Annotated in this window: 18 protein-coding genes; 13 read left to right on the top strand and 5 right to left on the bottom strand. The window is 55.4% G+C overall.

From position 1 onward, the window contains the following. Positions 1–220: 220 nt before the first annotated feature. The 5 genes from dnaG to FD19_RS02045 all read left to right on the top strand — a co-directional run bounded on the left by dnaG (position 221) and on the right by FD19_RS02045 (position 5,498). Positions 221–2,080: a DNA primase gene (gene dnaG, locus FD19_RS02065; RefSeq protein ID WP_056969146.1), complete on the top strand. Its 1,860-nt coding sequence runs from the start codon at positions 221–223 to the stop codon at positions 2,078–2,080. Between the two features lie 26 nt (positions 2,081–2,106). Continuing rightward, the gene (gene rpoD, locus FD19_RS02060) at positions 2,107–3,222 is read left to right on the top strand and encodes an RNA polymerase sigma factor RpoD (RefSeq protein WP_156639588.1); all 1,116 of its coding nucleotides are present in this window, start codon (positions 2,107–2,109) and stop codon (positions 3,220–3,222) included. A gap of 155 nt (positions 3,223–3,377) precedes the next feature. Next, entirely contained in the window at positions 3,378–3,926 is a 549-nt protein-coding gene (locus tag FD19_RS02055) for a GNAT family N-acetyltransferase (protein ID WP_054749445.1), read from the top strand. Positions 3,927–4,002: 76 nt separating this feature from the next. Beyond that, positions 4,003–4,707, top strand: coding sequence for a tRNA (adenine(22)-N(1))-methyltransferase (locus FD19_RS02050; protein ID WP_054749444.1), 705 nt, complete (start codon positions 4,003–4,005; stop codon positions 4,705–4,707). Beyond that, positions 4,704–5,498 (top strand): Nif3-like dinuclear metal center hexameric protein, encoded by a 795-nt coding sequence (locus FD19_RS02045; protein WP_054749443.1) that lies wholly within the window; start codon positions 4,704–4,706, stop codon positions 5,496–5,498. The genes FD19_RS02050 and FD19_RS02045 overlap by 4 nt, the downstream gene beginning before the upstream one ends. Before the next feature lie 114 nt (positions 5,499–5,612). Here FD19_RS02045 and FD19_RS02040 read toward each other — a convergent pair whose 3' ends face one another. Then, positions 5,613–6,347 carry a DUF554 domain-containing protein gene (locus FD19_RS02040; protein ID WP_054749442.1) on the bottom strand — a complete coding sequence of 245 codons (735 nt, stop codon included), beginning with the start codon at positions 6,345–6,347 and terminating at the stop codon, positions 5,613–5,615. Positions 6,348–6,619: 272 nt separating this feature from the next. Here FD19_RS02040 and FD19_RS02035 point away from each other — a divergent pair, with 272 nt between their 5' ends. The 4 genes from FD19_RS02035 to lpdD all read left to right on the top strand — a co-directional run bounded on the left by FD19_RS02035 (position 6,620) and on the right by lpdD (position 10,430). Beyond that, positions 6,620–7,513, top strand: a complete 894-nt coding sequence (locus FD19_RS02035) for a LysR family transcriptional regulator (protein WP_056969005.1) — start codon at positions 6,620–6,622, stop codon at positions 7,511–7,513. A gap of 123 nt (positions 7,514–7,636) precedes the next feature. Then, a complete protein-coding gene (locus FD19_RS02030) occupies positions 7,637–9,115 on the top strand; it encodes a UbiD family decarboxylase (protein ID WP_054749439.1) in 1,479 nt (492 codons plus the stop codon). Between the two features lie 273 nt (positions 9,116–9,388). Continuing rightward, positions 9,389–10,000 (top strand): UbiX family flavin prenyltransferase, encoded by a 612-nt coding sequence (locus tag FD19_RS02025; protein WP_082619475.1) that lies wholly within the window; start codon positions 9,389–9,391, stop codon positions 9,998–10,000. Beyond that, entirely contained in the window at positions 9,993–10,430 is a 438-nt protein-coding gene (gene lpdD, locus FD19_RS02020; protein ID WP_054749438.1) for a prenylated flavin chaperone LpdD, read from the top strand. Before FD19_RS02025 ends, lpdD begins: the two co-directional genes overlap by 8 nt. 72 nt (positions 10,431–10,502) lie before the next feature. Here lpdD and FD19_RS02015 read toward each other — a convergent pair whose 3' ends face one another. Next, positions 10,503–11,930, bottom strand: coding sequence for a C69 family dipeptidase (locus tag FD19_RS02015; RefSeq protein ID WP_056969004.1), 1,428 nt, complete (start codon positions 11,928–11,930; stop codon positions 10,503–10,505). Between the two features lie 216 nt (positions 11,931–12,146). On the opposite strand from FD19_RS02015, the gene FD19_RS02010 reads away from it, so the two are divergent. The 4 genes from FD19_RS02010 to FD19_RS01995 are packed head-to-tail and all read left to right on the top strand — an operon-like array spanning position 12,147 to position 15,414. After that, positions 12,147–12,335 carry a 2-hydroxymuconate tautomerase gene (locus FD19_RS02010; RefSeq protein WP_054749437.1) on the top strand — a complete coding sequence of 63 codons (189 nt, stop codon included), beginning with the start codon at positions 12,147–12,149 and terminating at the stop codon, positions 12,333–12,335. Positions 12,336–12,337: 2 nt separating this feature from the next. Further along, positions 12,338–13,072: a class I SAM-dependent methyltransferase gene (locus tag FD19_RS02005; protein ID WP_054749436.1), complete on the top strand. Its 735-nt coding sequence runs from the start codon at positions 12,338–12,340 to the stop codon at positions 13,070–13,072. Positions 13,073–13,103: 31 nt separating this feature from the next. Then, positions 13,104–14,084, top strand: a complete 981-nt coding sequence (locus FD19_RS02000; protein WP_054749435.1) for an ABC transporter permease — start codon at positions 13,104–13,106, stop codon at positions 14,082–14,084. Then, the gene (locus FD19_RS01995) at positions 14,071–15,414 is read left to right on the top strand and encodes an RsmB/NOP family class I SAM-dependent RNA methyltransferase (protein ID WP_054749434.1); all 1,344 of its coding nucleotides are present in this window, start codon (positions 14,071–14,073) and stop codon (positions 15,412–15,414) included. Before FD19_RS02000 ends, FD19_RS01995 begins: the two co-directional genes overlap by 14 nt. 278 nt (positions 15,415–15,692) lie before the next feature. Here FD19_RS01995 and fni read toward each other — a convergent pair whose 3' ends face one another. Genes fni through mvk form a run of 3 tightly spaced genes read right to left on the bottom strand, consistent with a single transcriptional unit; the run spans position 15,693 to position 18,690 of the window. Continuing rightward, positions 15,693–16,748 (bottom strand): type 2 isopentenyl-diphosphate Delta-isomerase, encoded by a 1,056-nt coding sequence (gene fni / locus FD19_RS01990; RefSeq protein ID WP_056969003.1) that lies wholly within the window; start codon positions 16,746–16,748, stop codon positions 15,693–15,695. 6 nt (positions 16,749–16,754) lie between these two features. After that, on the bottom strand, positions 16,755–17,738 hold the full coding sequence (mvaD, locus tag FD19_RS01985; protein WP_056969002.1) for a diphosphomevalonate decarboxylase: 984 nt from the start codon (positions 17,736–17,738) through the stop codon (positions 16,755–16,757). Beyond that, positions 17,731–18,690, bottom strand: coding sequence for a mevalonate kinase (gene mvk, locus FD19_RS01980; protein WP_162205162.1), 960 nt, complete (start codon positions 18,688–18,690; stop codon positions 17,731–17,733). The genes mvaD and mvk overlap by 8 nt, the downstream gene beginning before the upstream one ends. Positions 18,691–18,904 lie beyond the last annotated feature (214 nt).

Raw genomic sequence — 18,904 nt, 5'->3', positions numbered from 1 at the left:
AGAATAAAGGTAACTTCAACCGCAAGGGCCACGAGGACTTTGTGGTTGAAGTACGTTATACGGTCATTAACGGTCATAAAAAGTTTAAAACTATCATGCGTTATCACTTATCGTTGCTACCGCTTGCGTTTTCAAAACATTCGCGCTACAATATAATTTGCTATTTTTATACCCATGAATGGATCGACCAGTGGAAATGGGGGTGATGATGTTGGCCAGAATGATTCCCGAAGCAACGATTGATGAAGTGCAAAATGCGGTCAACATCGTCGATTATGTTGGTCAGTTTGTACAACTGAAGAAGCAGGGACAGAACATGTTTGGCTTGTGTCCCTTTCACGATGAGAACACGCCCTCGTTCTCGGTAAACGAAGACAAGCAGATTTTTCACTGCTTTTCCTGTGGCCGGGGTGGCAGCGTTTTTAAGTTCGTGATGGATCTGGACGGTGTTAGTTTTCCGGAGGCCGTCGCCAAAGTAGCGGCGTTTGGGCATGTCGACGTGAACATCAACACCACCGACAACCGTCCCCGTGAGTCAGCCACGGTGACGCGGCAAAAGGCGATTCTGGCGCAGGTCCAAAAGCTGTTTAACCACCTGCTGGTCAACACCGCGCAAGGTGAGGCTGCATTGACCTACCTGCACGGCCGTAAGATGACAGACAAAACCATCGAGCACTTCGGCATTGGCTTTGCTCCCGGTGACGACCAAATGTTACGGAAGTACCTGACCAAGGAGGGCGTTTCCTACGAGGAACAGCGGGCTTCCGGCCTGTTCGTGGATCGTGACGGTGGGCAACTAGCGTCGCGCTTTACCAACCGGGTCATGTTCCCGCTCCGTAATGAGCGGGGCGAGACCATTGGCTTTTCCGGACGCGTCATTGGCCACCAGGACGGCGTCGCCAAGTATTTGAACAGTCCGGAAACCGAACTATTTAACAAACGCGACACCCTTTTTAACCTTGATCAGGCCAAGGCAGCCGTTAATCCGGACAAACGTTTTTACTTGTTTGAAGGGTTTATGGATGTCATTACGGCCTACGAGGCAGGTGTTCCCACCGGCATTGCGTCCATGGGGACTAGCCTCACGCGTGAGCAAATTACCATCATTAACCGCGTGGCGAAGGAAATTGTGGTCACCTATGACGGTGACCTGCCGGGGCAGAAGGCGGCTGACCGGGCGCTTGGCATGTTGCAAAACACCCAGCACCTACAATACTCGGTGTGCCTGTTACCAGACGGGATGGATCCTGACGAATTCATCCAAAACCGCGGTGCTGATGCGTTTAAGCAACAATTACAGCACGTGCTCACACCAATCGCCTTTCGCATCATGTTCCTGGCCAATGGCGTGGACATGACCAACGACCACGATAAAATCGCGTACGTTGACGCGGCGCTGACAGAGATTGCTCGTGAAACCGAGGCGGTGCCACGGTCACTGTATCTGGACCAGTTAGCTGAACGGTCCGGGGTACCACGTGATGCCTTGGCCCAGCAATTGGCCAGCACGCAAGCCGGTCCGGCACCGGCAGCGTCGGGACAGGATGACCCCTTTGCGGCGTGGGATGATAACGATATTCCCCCGGCCGCACCTAGTGGTTGGGTCGCTGAGCCGCCGGCAGCGCCAGCGGATTACGGTCCCAGTGCGTCGGTGGCAACGACCCGCATGTCCCGGTTTGAAAAAGCCGAGCGGGCGTTGTTATACTACATGCTCACTGATGCGGAAACGGCCGACCTGGTGGGTGCTGATGCGGTAGAGTTTCCGCACGGGCTTTATCAGGGAATTGCCGACCAGTGGCAAGACTATCGGGCCACCAATAACGATGATTTGAGCAACTTTACCACCCGCCTCACTGATGAGGAGGGGGAAACAGTGGCTGCAATTTTGGCCACGTCCTGGCCGCCAGTCAACACCGACACGACGGAAGGATTGATCAAAGTACTCGGGGGCAATGACCTGCGCACGCAGCTCAGCCACGTCAAAGAACAATTGCAGCAGGCCCAACGCCTGGGTGATCAGGCGGGGCAGACCCGTTTAGCCAACCAATATTTTGAGTTAATGCGCCAATTAAAGGCATAATCACGATTACAAACGGAGGAATGTACATGGCAACTACTAAAAAGACCACGAATACTAAGTACAATGCAGCGGTTAAAGCTTTGATCAAGGAAGCAAAAAAATCCAAGCAGGTAACCGACGCTGAACTGGCCGAAAAGATCGTGAAGCCGTTCGCACTGCAAAGTGATGCCGTGGACGAACTGATGCAAAAGTTCGAAGACTCTGGAATTAGTATCGTTGATGATAAGGGTGAACCGGCTGCTCGGGCCCTGAAGAGTAAAAAGAACGTTGTGACCAAAAAGGAACTGAAGGACATGTCCGCACCAAGTGGGGTGAAGATCAACGACCCCGTACGGATGTACCTGAAGGAAATTGGCCGGGTCAACCTGTTGACCGCCCAGGAAGAAGTTGACCTCGCCCTCAAGATCGAACAGGGTGACCAGGTTGCCAAGCAGCGGTTAGCCGAAGCCAACTTACGGTTGGTGGTTTCCATTGCCAAGCGTTACGTTGGCCGTGGGATGCAATTTCTGGACTTGATCCAGGAAGGTAACATGGGCTTGATGAAGGCCGTCGAGAAGTTTGATTACCGCAAAGGATTCAAGTTCTCGACCTACGCTACTTGGTGGATTCGTCAGGCGATTACGCGTGCCATTGCGGACCAAGCCCGGACGATTCGGATTCCAGTGCACATGGTTGAAACCATTAACAAGCTGATTCGGATTCAGCGGCAATTGCTGCAGGACCTGGGGCGTGAACCAATCCCCGAAGAAATTGGGGCCGAAATGGATATCCCCACGGAAAAGGTACGGGAGATCCTCAAAATCGCTCAAGAACCAGTTTCGTTGGAGACGCCAATTGGGGAAGAGGACGACTCGCACCTTGGTGATTTCATTGAGGACCAGGACGCCACGAGTCCTGAAGACCACGCTAGCTACCAGATGTTGAAGGAACAGCTTGAAAACGTGCTGGACACCCTGACGGAGCGTGAAGAAAACGTCCTGCGCCTGCGCTTTGGGCTGGATGATGGTCGGACCCGAACGCTTGAAGAAGTCGGCAAGGTCTTTGGCGTGACGCGTGAACGTATCCGTCAGATTGAGGCTAAGGCGTTGCGGAAATTGCGTCACCCAAGCCGTTCCAAGCAGTTGAAGGACTTCCTGGAATAATGAGTATGAGGCAGTCATCAAAGTCGGTCAACGGACCGGCTTTTTTGCTACCCTAAATTGGACCGGGTTTGCGCGGGAGCAACCGTGACACCTGCAACAACCCGCAACCTCGTGTATACTGTATAATAAGAGCAATAAGTGAGAGGGGTACCACCATGGAAATAACGTTACGACCATTAACACACGACCAGCTAGGGGCCTTTTGGCAGGTGGCCTTTAGCGATCCCCACGCCGAATGGACCAAGTGGAATGGACCCTACTTTCATGAAGAGACCCCTACGCGGCGCGAATTTTTGGAAGACATTGGTATCAACGAATTTCAGGACAACCCCACGCGTCAGGTGATCTGGCTTGACGACAAGATGATCGGCATGGTGTCGGCGTACTTTGACGATGGTGCATTACTACGCTGGCTGGACGTTGGCATCACCATCTACGACGAGCGGTTATGGCACCAAGGCATTGGTACTGCCGCGTTACGGTTATGGATCACCCATATGTTCAAGGTGATTAACCTACCCCACATTGGTTTAACGACCTGGTCAGGTAACGAACGCATGATGGGGCTGGCAGAAAAGTTGGGCCTACAGATGGAGGCGCGCGTTCGCCAAGTCCGCTACTGGCAGGGACGTTATTGGGATTCGATCCGTTACGGGGTCCTACGTGACGAATGGTTTGCGCGGCACCCAGACACTGAAGGCTAACTGGTAACTGTACCAACGGTCTCCTCCGTGTAGTGTATACTAGGCTTATCTAGTGACACTTCCGGAGGAGATTTTTTTGACTAATCAGACAGTACACCTTAGTAAACGTCTTGCGGCCATCGCCGCGTTTGTGGATTCCGATGCGCGGGTGGCGGATATCGGGACTGACCACGCGTTATTGCCCATCGCGTTGGTGCAGGCCCACCAAGCCAACTTTGTGGTCGCCAGTGATATCGGTGCTGGGCCAGTCGGCATCGCACGCAAAAACGTGGCGGCGCATGGCCTGACGGCACAACAAATTGACGTGCGTCAAGCTGATGGCCTCGCTGGCTTAAGCCTGAATGACGGCCTGGATACCATTATTATTGCCGGAATGGGTGGCGAGTTAATTTGCAAAATCCTCACGGCGGGGCAGACGCACCTGGACGGTACCGAAACGCTGATTCTCAGCCCACACCGTGACGAAAATTTGGTCCGCCAGTGGTTGGCCGACCATCAGTGCGCAATTTTACAGGAGGCCATTTTGACCGACGAGGGCCACACGTATGAAATTATCGTGGCGGGTCAATCACAGCCAGCGGTGCAGTACGATGCCGCCGACATTTTGTGTGGACCATTCTTGCGCCGCGAACGTAACGCTGCATTTGTTGCGAAGTGGACCCGGCGTGAACGTAAGCTCAAGGGCATCATCGCCAGTATGGCCGCCGCCCAACAGCCGGTGGAAACGCAACTAGCCGCTGCCCGTAAGGAACTGCAGATTATTCAGGAGGTGCTCGCATGACCAGTGCGCAGACGATTATTGACCGGTTTGAACAGTTTGCACCGCTGAACCTGGCGCTACCCGATGATCCCAGTGGTTGGCAAATCGGGGACCCACAAGTCGACGTGCAAGGTGTGTTTGTGACGTTGGATGTGCGTCCCGCAACGGTAGCCGCCGCGGTGGCCGCGGGGTGTAACCTGATTGTGGCGCATCACCCGGCCGTCTTCCACGCGCCACACAACTTGGTGTTTACGGATCCGCAGGTTGCTATGTACGGCGACATTATTCGCCATGGTATCACGGTATACGGAGCGCATACGAGTCTGGACAACGCCCACCCCGGCATGAATGACTGGCTGGCCACTGCACTCGGGTTGACGCAGGTCCAGCCGCTACGGCTAGCTGGGGAGTTGGACGGTATGGGTTGTATCGGCCAACTTCCCGCACCAATGAAGCTGGCCGACTTTGTGCGTCAAGCCAAAGGAGCGCTGGAATTCGAGCATGGGCGCTTAATTGCCCGGGACCCACAGCGGACTATTCAAACCGTGGCGGTCCTTGGTGGTAGTGGTAGTGCAGCCGCGGTGGGGACGCAAGCCGCCGGGGCGGATATTCTGGTCACGGGTGACGTAACCTACCATACGGGACACGACATTCTGGCGCGCGACTTTGCCGTCCTGGATGCGGGCCACCACATCGAACACATCATGGCTGCCCGCGTGGCGGACCTGTTGCGGCAGTGGAACGACCAGGCGCGGTGGCACGTAACCGTGCACGCCAACACGATTAGTACGGATCCGTTTACTTTCGTCTAGTGCGTAGGTAAACGCGGCGTGATGCCTGCTTTCCTGCACCAAGGCACGCCGTTGTAACCAAAAAGCCGCCAACTACACGTTGACGGCTTTTATGCACACATTAAACTGGTCAAACTATTTCAGTAGTGGGGCAATCCAGTTCGTCCACGCCCAACTGACGGGCATAGCGAAGACCATTGCCGGAATCATATCGGCGGTCGGGAACATCTTGACTTGCACCATCCGGAAACCGGTGGCCAACATCAGGAAACCACCAGCAGCCTTGAAGTCGGCGATCATTGCTGGGGTGGTCAGTGGGAACACGTAGCCCGCAATCAAGTACAGAATGAACAAGACGATAAATTGCGGGATTGCAATCACTGACACCACGGCACCCAAGTTCGTCGCAAAGATGGCGGCGGTAAAGAAGTCCAGGATAGCCTTGGAAATCAGGATGGACGCATCACCGGTCATCCCTTCAGTCAGGGCACCATAGATCCCGGTACCACTGGCACAGAAGAGCACGATGATGGTCACAACACTGGCCATAAATTCTTCCCGCGACATCTCGCCGTTTTCACTACCGTGGATGAACTTAGAAATACCGCGCTGCATCAACGCCGCACCTTTGTTCACACCGTCACCGAAGTGAATTACTAACCCAAACCCGGTACCGATAATCAAAGCAAAGATAACCGCGGGCATGTTCTTCATTGGGGCGATGGCATAAATCCCCATCCCCATGGAACACGCACCAAAGATCATGTTGATCTGCTTCTTAAAGTTTTCGGACATGTACTTGCCCGCAATGGTACCAAATATACCGCCGACTAAAACCGACAGTGCATCGATAATTACACCAATTGGCATAATTCGAGGCCTCCTTTAAATGTTGAAGTACGCGGCGCGGGGAAGACCTCCCACGTGACCTGTAGGTACGTCGATTCAGAACTCGGCTCGCAACCACGCCTTATGAGTAGTAGTGCTCATACGGTAGACACGGGCCCAGCCCGTGGCAACGTTGAATAGTCTACAATGCGACATAGTTCGGAAACAATTCAGTTTTATGGTAAAGTTATTCGCAAATGGAATACCAGTGACGCATACCACTGGGGAATACTAGATTGAAAGTGAGGGTGTCTATGGACATTCGTAAATTACGGACCTTTGTTAATTTGGCCCACACCTTAAACTATACGGAAACCGCCGCGGCGTTGTTTACCACCCAAGCCACCGTGTCAAAACACATCCTCTCGATGGAAAAAGAATTAGAAACGCAGCTCTTCGTGCGGGCGCACCGCACCATCACGTTGACCCCTGCGGGCACGACGGTATTGCAGTACGCCCGGAACATTTTGAACAATTACGATGAAATGACGCGTCAACTCAACGTGGACCGCGACGTGGCAAATCAAACACTCAACATTCGTGCCATTCCGTCCGTGTCCGATTACCGTGCGCTGGGCATGATTACTGAATTTCAGCGGGCCAACCCTGATATCGAATTACACTTCACGGAGGGGGAAAGTTATGCCCTCTTACCGTCATTAGATGACGGCACGAGTGACATCGTGTTTTTGCGCACCTTTGTGGACCACCAGACGGACTACGCCATGATTACGGGTGAGGTGGACCACTTCGTCGCCGTGGTACCGGATACTAGTGAACTCGCCACGGCTAAGCACATCAGCGTGAGCCAGTTGCGCGGGCAAAATTTTTTGATGCTGGGCAAGGAAACCAACCTCTTTAGCCCGATCATGCGGTTGGTTCGTGACGCCGACTTTAGTCCGACCATTACCTATGAAGGACAACGCATCGACTTGGTCTTGCAACTCGTTAACAAGGGGATGGGGGTATCCATCATGATGAACAAGACCGTGCGAACGGAGGATTATCCGCACGTCGTGAAAATTCCTTTAGATGAAAAAGTTGTCAGTCATTTAGCCTTCGTGCGGCGCCGTGTGGGACCACACTCACAGGCCAGCGACCGGTTTTGGCGTTACGCAGAACAACACCGCCAGGATTACGCTGAGTAACGAGCTACGGCCATTATTCCAATCCGGAATAAGCGGGTTGCCAAGATGAATTGTTCGGTTGATGATGCGGGCAGATAATAACCAGTGCAAACAGCAAAACATTCCATTTTGGAGGCAAAGAGTATGACCACAAAGAAATACGATTTGCGTTCAGCCCTCGAAGAACTGAAGGCCATGCCAGGTCAGTACCTGGAGACCAACAAAGAAATCGACCCTGAAGCGCAACTAGCCGGCGTTTACCGTTATATCGGTGCCGGTGGGACCGTGAAGCGGCCCACTAAGGAAGGTCCAGCCATGATGTTCAACAACGTCAAGGGCTTCCCGCACTCACGGGTGCTCATCGGGGTACTGGCCAGTCGTCGTCGTGTTGGTGCCTTGATGCACCAGGACTGGCACAACTTGGGCCACGTGCTCAACGAAGCTGTCAAGACACCAATTCAGCCCGTGACCGTGGGTAAGGCCGATGCGCCCGCCCAAGAAGTCGTACACCTGGCTACCGACGATGACTTTGACATCCGGACCCTGCTGGCCGCACCGACCAACACACCCGACGATGCCGGCCCATACATCACGATGGGGGTTGTCCGTGGGTCTTCGCCTGATGGTACCCAGCACGACGTGACCATTCACCGGATGGTGCTGGAAGACAAGGACACCATTGGGATGTACATCATGCCGGGTGGCCGTCACATCGGCGCCTTCCTGAAGGAATACGAAGCCAAGAACGAACCAATGCCAATTACTATTTCGATTGGTTTGGACCCAATCGTCCCAATTGCCACGACCTTTGAGCCGCCGACCACACCACTTGGTTACGACGAACTCTCAATTGCCGGTTCGCTGCGTCAGCAGGCTGTCGAACTGGTTGATGGGGTAGCTGTTCACGAACAGGGAATCGCCCGTGCTGAATGGATCGTGGAAGCGGAAATCATGCCTAACACGTCCATGCAGGAAGACATCAACACGAACTCCGGCTTTGCCATGCCAGAATTCCCTGGCTACAACGGTCAGGCTAACCCGGCCGTGCACGTAGTGAAGATCAAGGCCGTGACGCACCGGAAGGACAACCCAATCGTGCAGACCACGATTGGTCCATCCGAGGAACACGTCTCTATGGCCGGGATCCCGACGGAAGCATCCATCCTGAACCTGGTCGACAACGCTATTCCTGGCGTGGTCACGAACGTTTACAACCCGCCAGCTGGTGGTGGTAAGCTGATGACCATCATGCAGATTCACAAGGATAGTGATAACGACGATGGGATTCAACGTCAGGCAGCCCTATTGGCTTTCTCCGCGTTCAAGGAACTCAAGACGGTCATCCTGGTTGATGAAGATGTCGACATCTTTGATTGGAACGACGTTATGTGGACCATCAACACCCGGTTCCAGGCCGACATGGATATCCAGGTATTGACGGGCTTACGGAACCACCCGCTGGACCCATCCGAACGTCCTGAATACGACCCGAAGTCGATCCGGACACGGGGGATGAGCTCCAAGTTGATCCTCGACGGTACCTACCCACACGACATGAAGGACCAGTTCCAGCGGGCACCATTCATGGAAGTGGCCAACTGGGAAGACTGGACCAAAGAATAACTTGACCACGCAACAAATAACCGTTAACAAATGAACGTCGCGCGGCGTGTTGTTTGGTGGCCCCACCTTTGTGGATTCACCAAACAATCGGCAGTGCGCAGAAGCTATTGCTAACCCGAGCGGGTGAGCAGTAGCTTCTTTGCACATGACCGGCACGCTGCGTCTACATAAAATACCGGCGTGCGTTGGGATGACGGTGCTGGTATGATTAAGATAACGAGTGTAGTTGGTCCCACTGCGACCGGTAGCACTCATTCAAAGGAGCGCATCAACATGAAGAAAATCGTTATTGGGGTTTCGGGTGCATCAGGCACCATCTACGCGTTATCATTACTGGCAGCTTTGCACGCCGAACCCGACGTGGAAACCCACCTCGTGATGAGTAAGTGGGCTCGGGAAAACCTGTCCGTCGAGGGTACCGGCTACACGTTGACCGACGTCGAGCAGTTGGCGGATTATACGTACAATCCCAACGACATGGGCGCCACTATTGCCAGCGGCAGTTTTATGCATGACGGCATGGTCATTGTGCCTGCCAGCATGAAGACCATCGCCGCGGTGGCGACCGGGCTGGGTGACAACCTGATTGCTCGGGCGGCTGACGTGACCTTGAAGGAGCGGCGTCAGTTGATTGTTGTGCCGCGTGAATCACCGTTTAACCAGATTCACCTGGAAAACATGCTCAAGTTGAGTCGAATGGGCGTGGAAATTATTCCCCCGATTCCGGCCTTTTACAACCGCCCCAAGACTATTGATGACTTGATCAACCACAACACGATGAAGTTGTTGGACCACCTGCACATCCGTAATGACGCCGGTGACCGGTGGCAGGGGTTAGCTGCAGCTAAGCAAGCCGCAAAAAAGGAGGCCCAGAACCGTGACTAAACTGGGAGAGAGTATTACCTTTAGTGTCACCATGGAAGACTACACGATGTTCGCCGTCGTGGAACGCCAAAGTCAAGACCTGTTGATTCAACTGGTTGGTGGCGATGTGTTGCACTACGGCGTGGTGACCGCCGTCAGCCAGACGCAGGCCCCCCAAGACATCAACATGCCGAGTCGGCCGGGCCACGTCCACCAAGAACGGGTGCTGACCCACGCCCTGGCTAGCGTCATTCGGCCTGTACTGCAAAGTAACGCCTTCATCGTCAGCGGTATGCACGTTAACAGCATCACGCCGGCCCAAATGAAGGTGGCCACCAAAATGGCCCGGACTTTGGGTGAAGAGGTGCGGGACTGGATTGTGGCACATCCAGTCGCGAAGCCAGTGGAAACCTTTGCCCCTGGCCACCATCATGGCGACCACAAGCAATAAGCTGAATATGCCAAAGAAGCCTGAACGGTGTGTGCCGTTCAGGCTTCTTTGATTATTACATCAGTGCTGACGTTACAATTGTGGGTCCACCGTGAAGTTGAGTGGTGCGTCATCCGTGCTGTCACTCAACAGCCCCATAGTTAGGTCCCGCCAAGCGTGTGCCGCCAGTTCTGCGCGTTCCGCATTGCTACGGTTCGCCAGGACCGTCAGCGCGGTGTTGTCGGTGAGTTTGGCCGCAGCCACATCACTGGCGTGCAGGTGGGCAAGTAGCTGGGCCCACACAGTTTCTTGCGTTTTGACCATACGCGAACTGAACCGTTGCCAGTGGGCGTCAACCAATACTCCCGCCAACTTGTACTGCCAATACGCTGAATCCAAACTGGCGGGTAAGGCACCGCGCTGGTAGGAGTCGGGTGTGGTATCGGCACCAGCGTAGAAGGGCACGTACTGACTTTCAGCCGCAACGCCCATCGCCAACCAGTGAATATTCGCCACGGCCGCCGGTAAGTGCTGACGTAACTGCAGGACGTGGCTTTCTTGGGTCTTCGCCAAGCTGATGGGGCGATAGCGGTGTGCGTTCACGGGGTCGGGAATGCGCGCGACCGGGTCAAACGGGGTGTCCTGAAAGTGAGCCGACAAGACAGCCGCCGCATCCTCCACGCGTAGCGGACGGTCCGCTCGCATAATGAAAGGTTGGTCAAAACTTTCAGGATCGGAGCCTACCTGGCTGGGTGTCAGCAAGCGGTGGCCATCCCAGACCCGCGGATTATTGTACATCCGGTCCTGACTTGAACGCGTACCAAAAATTTGCCGCCAGTTAAACGGCGTGCCCGCCGTCCACAAGTGGTTGCTGGTTGCAAAGGCTAGTAAGCTTGCATCCAGAATGAAGTCGTCGCTGTCCGGATCCACGACCTGGATGCTCAGCTGGTTGGATGCTACGGCATAAGCGTCATCAGGAATGCGCTGTGCGAGCCAATGGTGACCGGTCGCAATCTCCATGTACCAGGCTTCATGATTGTCAGCAAATAAAATACCATTAGCTTCACCAGTACCATACTGCTCGATCAAGGCACCCAGCCGCTGCACGCCAGCCCGGGCTGAGTCCACGTATGGCAGGACGATGGTGACCATTGCTTCTTCGTTGATTCCATGCTCAACAAAGGGGTCGTAACTCAACACCCGCGGGTTAGCGTAGGCACTTTCCGTGGCACTCATGGCGACCCCGGCCCCGTTGATGCCGTCCTCCTCAAACAGACCGTACTGGTCAGTCCATTCGGGCGTGGCAGTATACTGTTGGGCTGTCGCTGGCAACGGAATGGTGACCCCAGTCTCCTTAGAAGTGAAGGTGGGGCTATCAGTGCTAGTGCGCGCTGGGTGAACCACAAAGTGTTTGGGCCAAGAGGCCTTCGCATCCTCATTCCGGCCGATCATGACCGACCCGTCGGCGGATGCACCTTTACCAATTAAAATACTGGTACATGATGATCGTGGTTGTAGCATAACTTTACCTCGACTTTGCTGATAGATTAGACTAGATGCCTTTCATTATAGCGCAACGTCCCTAAAATCTGGAAAAGGGTAAAGCGTGTGCGCATAGGTCGCCAATACTAAACCACTTTAGTATAATAGTAGCTGATGTGGGTGTTGTCGCCATGACGATGCCCCAAATATGAGGAAAGTACGCGACGCTACTACGCGTTCGTAAGGGGTTAGGTCATGCCATTAGTACACATTGAGTTGGTTGCTGGTCGTAGCCAGGAACAGTTGAAGCAGTTAGTCCAGGACGTCACGGCCGCCGTAGTCAAAAACACCGGCGCACCGGCTGAACACGTGCACATCATTTTGAACGAAATGGCCAAGGATCGTTATGCGGTCGGTGGCGTGTTGAAGTCGGACGAACAGTAGGCATGGAGTACTGGCCACGATTACAGCGCCTCGTTGCCCGCTATCCTGACGTGACCGCGTTGCAAGCACAGTGGCGCGCGTGTTGCGCTACCCGCGACGCCATCATCCAGCACCAGCTCCCCGCGACGGGGTTGCCGCGTTTGGGGTTAGCCCCGACCGACTGGATGTTTCGCCCAACGTCAAATGCCCGGGAGTTGCGCGCAACCAGCCATTTGTTGACGCATTTTCGGTGGTACATTGCTTACCACTATGGCGTTTGGGCCTTCATTACGGCCGATTTGATGGACGCCTGGGTGCACGAATTTCCGCATTACCGTTACCTGGAAGTCGGGGCGGGTAATGGGCTGATTAGCTTTGGCTTACGGCAGCGGCACGTTCCGGTCATCTGCACTGATACCCTCAGTTGGACCCGGGAAAACGCAACGGGCCGGGCACCGTGGACCAAAGTCGAACCACTTGCTGCCAGTGCGGCCCTGTGGCGCTACGGTGATCAGGTTGACGCCGTCATCATGTCCTGGATGCCCGATAAGGATCCCAACGACGCAGCGTTATTGCGACAAATCCGCACCTATTTTCCCCACCTACACATTTTCTGTGTCGGTGAGCGGGCCGGACTGACAGATAGTCAACTATTTTGGTCGCTGGCGCACCGCACTGCGGATCGGCGCTTGCTCAAGTTGAATCGGTACCACCGGCAATTCGACGGTGTGAACGACAAGATCTATCTAATTTCGTAATTTTAGAACTAACTGACAAGGAGGCGTCGTCTTGCTTAGACACACCGTGGTCAACGTATTGCTCATTCTGCTAGCAGTTGCCGCCGGCTTGGTTTGGAGTGCGCGCGACCAGTCCGAGTACGCCGATATTTTGGACCACGGCGGCTTATCCGCCACGGCCCGTGTTTACCCCACCAAGAGTGGCGCGAAGATTAGTAGCGTGGTTTACGCGTTGGCACATAACCCCAAAATCGATAATATCCAGGTCCAGTTTGGTGTAAATAAAACCACCTCGTACATTTATGAAAAGGGACAGGTACAAAAATTACCATTGGATTCAGGCCAATTCTTTAGTACCGCTGACTACAATTCGACCATTCCCGTGGCCGTAGTTGGACGCACTGCGGCCGAGAACCTGTACGTTGGGAGTAACCAAAAATATTTGCAGGTGAACGGTCAGTACTTATCGGTTATTGGGGTAATTGGCAGTGATGCTAGTCCACGCCTGAACAACCATGTTTTTATCAATGCCTCAGCACGGGGCACGACTTACGACCCTGAACTCAAAAACGTCGAAGTGTTGGTGGATACCGACAATTGGCATAGCGTTAACGCACCGCTCAAGCGTATTTTAGGTGCCACTTCGTACCGGCATCTGTCCGCCGCCAAAACGCAGGTCAATAGTAACCGTGATCGGCATTTGGGCGTGTACCTGACCTACCTGGCGCTGATCACACTTGGTCTGGTTCTGGTCGCAGCGCTCAACGTGTGGTTGACACCGGCCATCAAGGTGGCTGCGGTCGACCGGCCATTGCGCTACCATTATCTCTTTAACATGGTGGGTAGTTACCTTCCCGGTGCCATTTTGGCACTGGCCGTGGGTACCGGAATCGCCTGGTGGCGTTTCTACATCACCAACTACATCCGGTTGGTGGGCAGCGCGCTGGTCATGCTGGCTATCTTCACAATTGCTAACCAGATACTGCTATATTGGCGACTGAAACGAAAGGAGCACACACGTGCAATTACCTGATGGCTTTGCAACTAAATACCGCGCACTTCTTGGTTCGGAGGCCGATGCGTTTCTCGCTACCTTTGACGAGCCTGCCACCACGGGGTTTCGCCTCAACCCGTTACGACCAGATCCCACCAACGTGGCACTGGATCTGCAAGCACCAATCAGTTATTCCCAGTGGGGGTACTACGGCAAAGTTGCTGGCAACGCGATCGACCACGTGAGCGGGTACGTGTACAGCCAAGAACCCAGTGCGCAAATCGTCGGGGCGGTGGCCAACGCGCAGCCCGGCCTGCGCGTATTAGACTTGTGCGCGGCACCCGGCGGTAAGTCCACCCACCTAGCCAGCACTATGGCCGGGCAGGGGCTGCTCGTTAGCAACGAGATCAACGCCGGACGAGCGCGCGTATTGAGCAGTAACTTGGAGCGATTCGGCGTGACCAACGCCATCGTGACGAACAACGATCCGGATACGCTCGCCCAAGCCTGGCCGGAAACCTTCGACATGATTTTGGTCGACGCACCGTGTTCCGGAGAGGGTATGTTTCGCAAGGATCATGATGCGGTCCAGTACTGGACGCCGACGTACAATGCGGAGTGTGCCACCCGGCAACGGGAGATTTTAGCGGCAACCGTTAAAATGTTGGCGCCAGGCGGAACGCTGGTGTACTCCACCTGCACCTTTGCGCCCGAGGAGGACGAACAGATCATTGCCTGGTTACTCCAACAGACAGACTTGCAGGTCGTACCGTTGGATCACCAGGGACCGCTACAACCCGCGCACCCAGAGTGGGCCGATGGCAACCCGGCAATTGCTGGCGCTGGGCGACTATGGCCACAAAGCCACCGTGGGGAAGGCCACTTTGTGGCTCGTCTGCAACGGCCGGGCACGTTACCCGCGCATGTTGCGGGCCGCAACCGGCTCCAGTTGCCGACACGCGACCAACAAACGTTGTGGCAGGAGTTTGCCGATGCTACGCTGACGGACGGCGCCATTACTGGCACGCTGGCGGTATTTGGCAATTACCTGTACGCTTTACCCGCTGACCTGCCGAACCTCAAGGGTGTGCGCGTCATCCACCCTGGCCTACAACTGGGTGAGTTTAAAAAGCGCCGGTTCGTACCAAGTCACAGCCTAGCGACCGCGTTACCACCGGCTACCTTCAAGACGGTAGTAGCGTTAACTGATGATGAATACCCGCGGTACCGCCACGGCGAAACCGTGCGACGTGCAGAGCCATCCGGCCGCCACTTTGTCCTGGTCACTAACCGGGGTAAAGGGTTTGCACTCGGCCACCTCGTGAACGGCACCGTCAAGAACCTGTTGCCCAAGGGGTTACGGGTTTAGCCCGCCAGCAACCTGATAGCGGCATGATTGACCACCAAAATACCTCTGAATCTACAAGTTGGATTCAGGGCGCTTTTGGTTGTCAAGCGGTGGGCAAACTGAGGCAAATTGTAATGCAAAAACGGCCACACTAGCGAAAACTCGTAGTGTGGCCGTTTTGGTTGTCTCATTGGATGAATTGATTGACATTTTCCAGACACTAGGCTTGGTGGTTGGACGTGTACAGGGTACGGTACTAAATTGAGTCCACCGCTAACTTTCTTTGTTCAACCATGACCTTATGGCATTGGCAGCCCCCGCTGCTCCAGGTAATTGCGCAGGGTCGGGCTGATCACAATAGGCACCGTGCGTAGCTCGTCCACGTTGTGCGCACCGAGTAATGCCATGATGCCGCGTACTTCATTGAGGAGGTGTTGCAGGCGGGTGGTCGTCTCATCCAGGTCCCCCCGGGTCAGCCAATGGAGAATCAATCCCGCAATGCCCACCACTTGAGCACCTAACCGTAAGGCCACGACCACGTCCAAGGCGGACCGCACGCCACCCGTTGCCCATAAGTGCAAGCTCTGTGCGTCATCACTTTGAGCCTCCAGAAGGGATTCAACCGTGGTTTGCCCAAAGTCGAATAAGTCGGTGAAGTCACCGGCCTGCTGTTGGTGACTACGGACATTTTCAATTTGGGCAAAGTCGGTGCCGCCACGGCCGCCGACATCGACGTACTGGACGCCCAGCCGGGCCAGCAGCGCAAAATCATCGCTACGCATCCCCGCACCAACTTCCTTCACGATCAGCGGCACGTCGACGGCCGCGCGCATGTGCGCAATATTATCGGCCCAGTGGAAATCCCGGCCACCTTCCGGCATGACTAGTTCCTGGACGGCGTTCAGGTGGACTTCTAACATGTCGGCTCCCAGCGTGCTGACCGACGTTTGGGCCACCGCCACGGGCTTGTCCGCACCCACGTTAGCAATAACCACACCACGACTATTTTCGTCGCGCAGGGGGGTGAAAGTGGCGGCTTGTTCAGGCTCGACCGCTAAAATCGATTCGCTACCGCTGGCGACGGCTAAACCTGTGCGGACGGCTAGTTTGCCCAGTTGCGCGTTTAGTTTACCCGTGGTGGGTGAACCACCGGTCATCGCGTTGATCACCACGGGCCACTGCCACGTGTGACCGGCAATGGTCTGTACCAAATCAACGTCGGCGACCGCTAACTCGGGTAACGCTGGCCGCACGAAGCGTACGTCCTGAAACCCGGCACGAGCCTGCGCCTGAAAAAATTTTTCGGCTAAAAAGACGTGTTCGTCTTTGCGGTGAGATTGGACTGATTGCATCATTGCACCTCATTCTTCAGTTGTGGTCAGTATCCGCGCGGCGGGGCCGGGGGCGCACACGACCAGTTCATTATCCAGCTGTGCGCGTAACCCGGCAACGACCGCATCCACGTGGGTAGCGTCGGTCAATACCTTCACATTCGGGCCGGCGTCCATCGTGACGTATGCCGGCAACCCACCGGCACGGACTGCCCGCACGACGGCCCAGGCAGCCAAAGTGGCCGGGGCAAAATACGTAAATGGTGGCTGGGCGGCAAGTGTTGCCCCGTGCATCATCAACGCGCTACGTTCCGTCAGTTCACCGATTTGCTCCAGGTCCCCAGCAGCTAGAGCGGCAACCATGGCCTGGCTATCCCGCTCCGCCGTGGCGGTAAAGACCGGGAAGTAGGGCGAAGTCGCTACGGTGCGGGCCATGCCGTTACGCGACGACACGTCCTTTTGCTGGGCGTCGATCAGGATGGCCACCATGCGTAAGTCCAGGTTGGGCGCCGTAGTTACGGGTTCCGCAAAACTAGACGCGTCGTCCGTCCCGCGATGCCAAATGACGGTACCGCCAAAAATTGAGCGGGTCGCCGAGCCGGAACCGCGCCGGGCCAACCGCGATAACGCGGTGGGGTCCAGGCTGAGGCCGGCCGCGCGACTAGCTGCTAGGGCCAGTGCCGCAAAGGCGGACGAAGAGCTGGCCAATCCTGCGGCGTTCGGCACGTGATTGGTTGAACTTACCCGTGCCGCACCGTGGATATGGGCCTGCTGGCGGACCAGGTCAAGAAAAGCGTGCACCCGGTGCGTTGCTGCCGCATCTTGGAGTCGACCGTCCAAAACAAACCGATCGGGCCCGGGCTGGTCAGTAAACCCGACCGTCGTGTCCGCATAAAAACGGTCGAGGGTCAGGGAAACGCTGCTGTTAGCGGGGAGAATCAGTTGCTGATCAGCTTTGCCCCAATATTTGATCAACGCAATGTTCGTGTGGGCGCGTGCTGTTACTTTAAGCATGTTTTGCCCCCTGATCGTCGTTAGCACCAAAGTCATGAATCCAGGTTTGTGGGGCGCCAGCCGCCTCTAACTGCTGGGCGACGTGCTGACCGGTCGCCATGTCGGGCGTCAGGGCGATAATACATCCACCCATACCACCGCCAGTCAGCTTGGTGCCGTAGCTACCAGCCGCATCGGCCACGGTGATCAGCCGGTCCAACACGGGGGTGCTGACACCTAGCCGCCGCAAATGCACTTGTGCGGCGGCCATGATCTTGCCCAAGGTGGGGACGTCCTGGTTGGTGATCGTCAAAGCCGCCTGCCGGGTCAATTGTCCCAATGCATGAATGGCCGTATTAGCCATGTCTGGATCCTGTTCGCGCAAGCGCGTGACAGCGGTGACAGCTGCCCGCGTCTGCCCCTGAATGCCGGAGTCTGCAATGACCAGGGCTCCTTGGTGTAACGATGCGATGGGGCGGGGTGCTTGGCCCTTAATGATCCACTGCGGATGGTCCGCGCTGGCCGTGGCCGCGTCGATGCCGCTGGGGTTACCGTGAATGATGTGCTCGCTCACGTCCGCCCACCGCAACACGGTGGCACGGTCAATGGCGGCCCCAAACGCATCGTAGAAGGCCCGAACAACGGCAATCGCCGTGGCCGCACTAGAGCCCATTCCGCGCTCCGGTGGTAGGTCACTAACAATATCCAGCACAAACGGCTGATCGATGGCATCAAAATTGTGTAGAAGTTGCCGCATCAGGGTGGCAATCCCGACAAAGTTAGTGTCAGCAGCCGCCGCTAAACTACCATTGTAGAAAGCGGAGGTCACCATTTGCCCATGCGCCGCCGGGGTCACAGTGGCGCGGAGCCGAATCGTCGGGATCGGTAGGGCAATGGCCGGTTCACCAAAGACGACGGCGTGCTCCCCAATCATGATAATTTTTGCGTGGCTAGTACCAGAACCCGTGTGCACAACAACTCACTCCATCCATTAATAATCTGTTCTCATTATAGCAGAAAGGTATCGCGACAGGCGGGGCAGGGGTGATAGACTAGAAGTCGAAGCCGCAACGCTCTCCTGACAGGCCTGACAGGCTTGCATGTTCACTCCCAAGTTGTTGCAAATCACCGTCACCATTGCGTACCAGTACATAATTATGCCCACACCCCGTTGAACGTATTAAACC

The sequence above is a fragment of the Lacticaseibacillus thailandensis DSM 22698 = JCM 13996 genome (assembly GCF_001436135.1).
In the GTDB taxonomy this organism is placed as follows: domain Bacteria; phylum Bacillota; class Bacilli; order Lactobacillales; family Lactobacillaceae; genus Lacticaseibacillus; species Lacticaseibacillus thailandensis.
The sequence above is the reverse complement of the archived record's forward strand: the minus strand, read 5'-3'. Positions and strand labels throughout refer to the sequence as shown.

Bases quoted from the DNA above. Each gene is read 5' to 3' on its own strand.
- rpoD (WP_156639588.1), top strand. From the start codon at position 2,107: ATGGCAACTACTAAAAAGACCACGAATACTAAGTACAATGCAGCGGTT.
- FD19_RS02055 (WP_054749445.1), top strand. From the start codon at position 3,378: ATGGAAATAACGTTACGACCATTAACACACGACCAGCTAGGGGCCTTT.
- fni (WP_056969003.1), bottom strand. From the start codon at position 16,748: ATGATGCAATCAGTCCAATCTCACCGCAAAGACGAACACGTCTTTTTA.
- FD19_RS02005 (WP_054749436.1), top strand. From the start codon at position 12,338: ATGGAGTACTGGCCACGATTACAGCGCCTCGTTGCCCGCTATCCTGAC.
- FD19_RS02015 (WP_056969004.1), bottom strand. From the start codon at position 11,930: ATGCTACAACCACGATCATCATGTACCAGTATTTTAATTGGTAAAGGT.
- FD19_RS02030 (WP_054749439.1), top strand. From the start codon at position 7,637: ATGACCACAAAGAAATACGATTTGCGTTCAGCCCTCGAAGAACTGAAG.
- FD19_RS02025 (WP_082619475.1), top strand. From the start codon at position 9,389: ATGAAGAAAATCGTTATTGGGGTTTCGGGTGCATCAGGCACCATCTAC.
- FD19_RS02040 (WP_054749442.1), bottom strand. From the start codon at position 6,347: ATGCCAATTGGTGTAATTATCGATGCACTGTCGGTTTTAGTCGGCGGT.
- dnaG (WP_056969146.1), top strand. From the start codon at position 221: ATGATTCCCGAAGCAACGATTGATGAAGTGCAAAATGCGGTCAACATC.
- mvaD (WP_056969002.1), bottom strand. From the start codon at position 17,738: ATGCTTAAAGTAACAGCACGCGCCCACACGAACATTGCGTTGATCAAA.
- FD19_RS02035 (WP_056969005.1), top strand. From the start codon at position 6,620: ATGGACATTCGTAAATTACGGACCTTTGTTAATTTGGCCCACACCTTA.
- FD19_RS02045 (WP_054749443.1), top strand. From the start codon at position 4,704: ATGACCAGTGCGCAGACGATTATTGACCGGTTTGAACAGTTTGCACCG.
- FD19_RS02010 (WP_054749437.1), top strand. From the start codon at position 12,147: ATGCCATTAGTACACATTGAGTTGGTTGCTGGTCGTAGCCAGGAACAG.